4 protein-coding genes are annotated in these 7666 nt (G+C 44.1%); all 4 read left to right on the forward strand.

What is annotated here, in order from left to right; translation table 11 throughout:
- Nucleotides 1-12 precede the first annotated feature (12 nt).
- Nucleotides 13-3141: a MobQ family relaxase gene (gene mobQ / locus AABK37_RS28155; RefSeq protein ID WP_432554798.1), complete on the forward strand. Its 3129-nt coding sequence runs from the start codon at nt 13-15 to the stop codon at nt 3139-3141.
- Between the two features lie 186 nt (nt 3142-3327).
- A complete protein-coding gene (locus AABK37_RS28160) occupies nt 3328-4194 on the forward strand; it encodes a hypothetical protein (RefSeq protein ID WP_432554799.1) in 867 nt (288 codons plus the stop codon).
- A 706-nt stretch (nt 4195-4900) separates the two neighbouring features.
- Nucleotides 4901-5773: a DNA N-6-adenine-methyltransferase gene (locus AABK37_RS28165; protein ID WP_432554800.1), complete on the forward strand. Its 873-nt coding sequence runs from the start codon at nt 4901-4903 to the stop codon at nt 5771-5773.
- A gap of 525 nt (nt 5774-6298) precedes the next feature.
- Entirely contained in the window at nt 6299-7453 is a 1155-nt protein-coding gene (locus tag AABK37_RS28170; protein ID WP_432554801.1) for a replication protein RepA, read from the forward strand.
- The last annotated feature ends 213 nt before the right edge of the window (nt 7454-7666 follow it).

A 7666-nucleotide genomic window follows, 5' to 3' on the forward strand; every position in this document is an offset into this window, starting at 1 on the left:
CGTAAGAGTATCGTGGCGAAACTTGGGTATTTTCGGATAGAGGCGAAGGTTCTTAGTCGCAGCAAAGGACATGCGATGACCCCGGCTTACGCCTATCGGACTGCCACTAAGCAACGGGATGACGAGACTGGAAAAATCTACGATTTCACCCGCAAGCGGGATGTGTATTTATGTGAAATGATGAGTCCGGCAAACGCTCCAGAATGGATAAGCGATCGGCAACGGTTGTGGGCAGAAGTTGAAAAAGTCGAGCGTCGCAAAGATTCTCAATTAGCCCGTGAAATCGTCCTTTGCTTCCCAAACTGCTTGACTAATGACGAAAAGGTGGCAGTGACACGGGACTATGTGCAGAAAGAGTTTGTCTGGCGTGGTATGGTGGCAGACATCGCTTATCACTCCTTTGAGGGGAAGTATAAAAACAACCCGCACGCCCACGTTCTGCTGACGATGCGCTCTATTAATGAGAAGGGATTCGGGCAGAAAAACCGGGACTGGAACAGTGATGCGCTGTTAGAGAACTGGCGGGAACAATGGGCGCACCACCTGAATAAATACCTAGAACGGGGTGGATACGAAATACGGGTAGACCACCGCAGTTATGAAGCGCAGGGTATCGACCGAGCGCCGACGCTGCATGAAGGGAGAGCCGCGACCCAGAAGCGCCGCCGGGGGGCATCTACGAGTGTCACTGAACGCAACGATGATATTAAACAGTTGAACGCAGACATGGAACGGGCGCAGGCAGAATTGCGGAACGAGCAAGCGAGGGAGGCATGGAAACAGAAACACCGAGAAGAGCGAATTGCCCGACGAGAAGCGCAGAAACAACTTCTAGCCCAGGAACAAGACAACACCCCCGATGCTAAACAACCCGATATCAAAGATTTGGCAGCCCAGACACGAGAGGTGATTGCGCCTACCCTTGTGCGACAATCAGAGGATTCGGCAACTTCGCCCCAGATAACGATGAAGGACGAACCGCAGTTAGCAACTTCTGCACCAACATCAACTGAATCAAAACCTGAGCGAGAACAGCAGCAGCGTAGTGGTGGGGGTGATGGTACAGAACCGCCACAGCCACCCCGAACCATGAAATATCTGACCTGGCACAATGTTAACCGCCAATTAGAGGCAATGGGTGGAGATGGCAGATTTGATATTGGCATCGGCACGCGCAATGAAGAGACCGAGAAGATTGAGCGGATGGAATCTTTGCGGCAGCAATGGCAAAATAACGGGTTTTTGACAAAAGCAGAAATCCTCAAGTACGACCCCAAAACCGGAAAGACACCGATTATCGATGCGCTGAAAGGGGAGAATGCTAACGGTAAGGAAATCTTTATCCGCCTAGCACCGACAACTGACGGCAAACAGCAGGGAGTCTTCCTGGTAGACGACATCGAGGAAGTGACGATTGAAGACTTGAAAGCTAGAGGCATTACCCCTGCTGTGGTCGTGGAGACATCCCATAAAAACTGCCAAGCTTGGATTCGGGTGAGCCGTGAAGCTGTTGAAAAGGAGACAGCAACCCAATTAGCACGACTGCTGACAAAGGAATATGGGGGCGATCCGGCAAGCGCTAGCTATCAGCATTATGGTAGGCTGGTCGGGTTCACCAACCGGAAAGAGAAACATCGCCATGCCTATACGGGCAAGTATCCCTATGTGAAGCTGGTAGAATCAACTGGGTTGTACACCCCCAATGGCGAACAGTGGGTTGAGCGTGCTAGGGCAGCAGCCGCTATCGAGCGGGAGAAGATAGAAAAAGCAGCGGCGGTGCGGGAACAACTTAGCAATAACCCAGCAACGCATTATCAGCAGCAACGCGCTTTGAAAATGTTCGATACTTTGTTCGACCGATTCTGGCAGCGTCGTACCAGTAACGATTACAGTAAAACGGACTGGGCAGTGCTAAAGCACATGATTAAGCGTCTGGGCTATTCAAATGAAGATGCGCTGCGGCACGCTCTCAGGCATGGCAGCCCCGATTTAGCGAAACGCAAGGCAGGGCATACCGAAGATTATGTAGATCGTACCATCATGAAACTGTTGCAGCAACCTGATGTGTTGGAGGCGATCGCTCAACGGCAGCAGCGACACCTAGCGAAAGTGCAGCAATCTGTAAACCAGCCACAAAAAGCAGAATCTGTCCAAGCACCAGCGTCGAAAGAAAAAGACCTGGATCAGCGAAAAGTCATCGAGCAGTGGCAGCAAATCAAAGATGCCGGCAAGGAACGAAATAAGGGTGGCGCTGACGCTGCATCGCAGCCCAGGCGACAACCAGAGGATGGGAGACATCGGGACAATCCCCGCCCCGCCTCTGGTAATGCCCCTGATAAAAACACTTCTGCTACCCCAAACGTATCTCACAGCGGCGATACACGCTCAATTCAAACACAATTGTCCAAAAGTGCAAAAGCACCTTTGCACAATAGTAGTTATTTCCAGTGGCTTCAGGCACAAAACAATCCACATCAACATCACGATCCAAAAATTGACTCCAGTACAGCGCATTTGCCGCCTGCAAACCTGGAAGCTGTGGGCGACTTGGATGCTGCTAGCGTCGCTGCGGTGATTCAGGCAGCGCACACCTCTAAAAACAGCGCCCAGCAACTGCGGATGGCAGCTTGGGCTTATCTTAACTTCCAGAAAGACGAGGGAACCTGGAATAAGTGTAAACTAGAATACCTGCGGGAGCTGCATCGCCGACAGCGTGCGTTAGGTAAAGATGGTGTTCTGCATCCGAACACCGATGTTGAAATTGCGTTGCGGCTGCGGATGGCTGGATTTAGTAATACCCAGATATATAATGTCATCCGGGCAACCAGTCCGCTGACAATTTCTCTGCCCTCGGTTGACCATCAAAACGTTTATTTGAAGAAGGCGATTTATCCCTACTTGAATAATGGGAAAGCGTTGACGGCAGCGAAAAACTTTGAAAATGACCGACGACGACAAGCGGCGAAACTTCCTCCTGACCAGCAGCAAGCTTATCTTCAGGAGCGCCGACTTGATAAACTGGGTTTGGCAACGCCTGTGCCGCCACCTGAACCCTCTGCACAGCGAAATCGGCGACCTTCTGCTGAGTCACCTGGTTCGCAACCGCCAAAGCGCCGGGACGACCAGCAACGGGAGCGGTAATACCTTTGAAGGTGTAAAGCTAGATAAGCTGTCACCCTATTACAGGTGGAATTATGCTAAATATAAACACAGTCATATTATTTGACTTAGGTTATTATATTGTCCCCTAGCTCAAATACATTTAGCATCAAAAAATATTACTGACTTGTCAGCTAATTACACAGAAGTATTACAAGAAATATATTAATGAGTGGCTCTACCTTCTTTTTTTATATTTTTCTAGCGGCTAAAGACTCTGCTAGTGAAGCATCGCCTAATCTTACTTTCAAAGATTGGATCACAATATTTACTTCTGTTGGTATTCCTCTAGGAGGTACTATTGTCTGGATATCAAATTTTCATAAACAGCAAATAGATGCATTAGAAAAACAATATGCAGCCTCAGCTAAGAATCTTAAAGACGCTTATGATATTAATGAAAAGCGTTTTAATTCTTTAATAGAAAAACAACAAACAGAAATTAGACAATTAAGATTTAAGATTCAAAGATTACAAGAAGTCTACTCTATTAAATTTCTAGATCCCAATAAATCAAATACAGCTTTTGAATTACTAACAATTAACTTGAACCATATTCGTGAACAAGTTGAAGATGATAAGATACGTTCTATTTTAGATAAACTAAAAAGTTACTGTGAAGACCAAGTGGGAACTTTGCTAGAACAACGGGAAGTTGAAAAGCAAGCAGAAGAATGGTTACAGCAAGAACAAAAGACCCTAGTGCAAGAAAGCCTAAATAATCGCTTAGGAACAAAATATAATGCGGATGAGGTTTTTAGTAATCAAAATACTCTAGCTTTTAGTCAAGGGATAAATAACTATATAAATTTCCTAATACGTTCTATGCAACGCGGGAAATTGTTATCACTTGAAAGTGAAAATTTGCCGCATAATCAAAATTATCAAATAGGAGAAGTAACGATATATATTGATGCTCTCAAATACATCGATAAAAAAGCCAATCATGATTTATCAGTAGAAACTGCAATGGAAGTTAACGATATGATTAAGACAATTATTGACGATATAGAAAAGAAAAATTCAGAGAAATGATTATGCTAATCTCTGAATTTTATCCTTAGACACATCACATAGTATCCTTTTTATATAGATGGTTATAACATTGATCCAACTCATTCGATAAGTTTTTCAAATCTTGTACCTTCGTAATTGCTTTATCAAGAGCAGAACAACTGGAACCTAACTTTTGTTTATGTCCTTGAAGATAAATTTCAATTTGGTTTAAATAATCTATGTATACATCGTCAGAAGTTACCGCCATAGGAAAAGTCTCAATTATGACATTTACCTATTCACATTGTAGACATGATAAATCAGTATAAAATTTGACCATCTTCAATAAGATTGAATAAATTTCTTATGAAGGATTTGTAAAGAGATATCTGCCATCAAGTTATAGCTAAACAATTGAATTTAGTTTTAACATAAATTTACATAGTTCCTATTTACAGCTAAGTATAAAGATTTTCATAAATTTGGTACTAAATTCAAGAATTTATGGCATAGAAAGAAGTGCCTAAAAGGGTAGAGTCCCGATTCCAAAACCTTTAATGGAACCATTTAGTCGTATGGCACTGCGTGTTAGCTTCTCTAGCATTAAGACTTTAACCCTGTTAAATTTTTGCTTGATGTGTAGTTTTTTGATTTTAATAATCATAAATTGTTCAACTACCGCAACCGTATAGTGGGTGAGCAACTCGTATAAACAGGAACTGTTCTGCCAACCCAAATCACCAAATTGCCTGACCTTCTGAATCGTGTCAGATCCGCTCACAAGAAGATTGCTCAACTTGAGACACAGGGGTTGTGCCTGTTCGATGTCTGGCTGGAGCGGAAGCAAGCCACCCTCGTAAAAGGGCAAACGCAGTATTGGCGGTTACGAACCAGACAGGGTAAGCTATCGAATGGGGCGAAAACGCAGTACGTGTCCAGTGTTAATTTGAAAGCTGTCCGGGCTGCGATCGCACGCGGCAGGAAAATCACTGAACTCAAACGCGACATCAAAAATACCGAACGAAGGATTGCTGCCCTGATCAGACGGGCAGAAACACGCGGAATCGTGGTTAGGAATGTCTTGGGCGACCCCGATAGCAGTGTAGAATACTACACGCCACCGCTGTACATCGACATGGTACGCCAGGTTCTGGGAACCATAGACCTCGACCCAGCCAGTAACGAAGTAGCGCAGTCGTGGATTCAGGCGACACTATATTATACCAAAGAAGATGACGGTTTGACGCAGCCGTGGAGTGGTAATCTGTACATTAATCCGCCTTATGGTTCTGCCGAAGTGCGTTTGATGGCGCAGCAGTTTTTCGATAAGGCGATCGCAGAATACCAAGCAGAGAATATTACATCTGCAATACTGCTTTTAAATCGCACCGAAGCTGGATGGTACAAAGATTTACAGCGACAGGTATCGGCTATCTGTGAAGTCGTAAAGCGGATAAACTTCATAGACCAAGATGGTATTCCGCAATCGTCACCCCGGTACTATTCGGATTTTCTTTATTTGGGAAAAAACCCCCTAAAATTCAAAGGAATTTTCAGCACTATTGGTGAAATACGAATTTTTGATAAACCTTATTTGCCATCAGGACAAGATGGTTAAACCGTCTACCTACAGCCTTGTATGGGTGAAAAAGTGGAAAATATGAAAATTGCATTAACCGATTAGCTTTGCTTTGTTCTCTAATTGTCCTGCGGGTTTCTAAGGAATTAACCACTACAAACAACCTTCAAAGCATCACTTCATAAATTATAGTTTAGACACAGCACATCACCCAAAAATGTTTATGCTTGAAAAGCCTCATATTCATTTGGTATTGGGTAGCTAGGGAGAAGATAAAACCTTGTTTTCAGAAACAAAATAAAGCCTCTGCTTGGCAAAGCCAGTCAGAGGCTTTAACTTCATGAAGAGGGGTAAAGGGGAAGGGGTAAAGGGGAAAGAAAATGGATTCCTGATTGCAGCCCCTTCCTTCTTAAGACCACTTAAAAAGTGGGGTCGCTGTTACCCATGTGGGGGAAAGGAAAAGAAAAAATTTTATGCGTGTCTTAAATAACTCCATCCCTTTACCCTTTTTCCCTTTCCCCTTTCCCCCTCCCTTGGTAATTGTGCGAAAATAAGGACTTGAAAATGCCGCCAAAATCAGGAGTCGTCAAGCGAATTGAGAAAGCATCTGAGTTGATTCGCTCAACACCGTTGCTCTCAACTGAAATCACTTTTACCCCCAGAGAACTGGTTCAAGCGACCTTACCCCATCGTGACCCAGGTAACGTACCAGTTTGGCAAAGACGAAATGGTAATTACGGTTTAGTCATTCAGCCAGGGTGGGATATTGAAAACAGTCGCTCGATTGGCTACCCATACGGCACAATTCCCAGATTGATAATCTTTTGGTTAACCGTCGAAGCGCTACGAACTCATAGTAAGATAATTAGATTGGGTGATACCTTCTCAGATTTCTTACGAAAGTTGGGGTTAGACCCTGACAGAGGGGGAAAGTGCAGTGATTCCTTTCGGGTCAAAGACCAAGCGAATCGGTTACTGAATGCCAAAATTTCATTTCAGCATTGGGGAGAAATTGAAGGCAAGCGTTACCAGTCTTATCTTAATTTAGCGATCGCCGAGCGTACAGTCGTTTTTTGGGAAGAAAAGGATAAAACCTCACTGCTCGAAAGTGGCGGTATTATTGAACTTACAGACAAGTTTTATCAGGCGATTACAGAAAATCCTGTACCATTGGACATACGGGCATTACGCGCTTTGCACAACTCTCCGCTAGCGATTGATGTATACTCGTGGGCAACTTTACGTGCTTACGCTTGTCAACAAAAGAACAAACCTCAATTTGCACCGTGGGGAGCATTGCTCAATCAGTTTGGAACGGGGTATAGTAACAGTAAGGACTTTAAGAAATATTTCAAAATAGCCCTAGAGAAAGTTCAGGTTGTGTACCCAACGTTTAAGTTTGAGTACATTAACGGTGGAATTACAGTTTTACCCTGCTCCCCCGCTGTGGTTCGCAAAAGTTCACCACGCAAACATAAACCAGAATTGGTAAGAACATCTGGTGAAGTTGTCCTCGCATCTGATAACAAGCGACTTTTTGAGATATCGGAAGTAGCGATAGAAAATGCCCAAATTCTGATTGCAAATGCTGGAACTGGGTGGTGCAAATATGCGCTCGAACAGCAGTTTTATGATTATGCTGCGAAAAATGGTAAACCGAAGGAAGTCGATGCAGCTTTTATCGGGTTCGTAAAAAAGAAGGTTAAGAAGAAACCTTAGCTTTTTATATTTTATTTAATTAACAATTGAATATTTTTGATAAATTTGGCAAGAGAATTTATCTTAACGGCTAATTGCACCCGCTAAAATACTCCCCCTTCGACCGCTAAAATACTCCCCCTTCGACCGCTAAAATACTCCCCCTTCGACCGCTAAAATACTCCCCCTTCGACCGCTAAAATACTCCCCCTTCGACCGCTAAAATACTCCCCC

Source organism: Tolypothrix sp. VBCCA 56010, from assembly GCF_050875635.1.
Lineage (GTDB): Bacteria > Cyanobacteriota > Cyanobacteriia > Cyanobacteriales > Nostocaceae > Hassallia.

Excerpts from the sequence above, each read along its gene's own strand:
- AABK37_RS28160 (WP_432554799.1), top strand. The coding sequence starts at position 3,328 with ATGAGTGGCTCTACCTTCTTTTTTTATATTTTTCTAGCGGCTAAAGAC.
- AABK37_RS28170 (WP_432554801.1), top strand. The coding sequence starts at position 6,299 with ATGCCGCCAAAATCAGGAGTCGTCAAGCGAATTGAGAAAGCATCTGAG.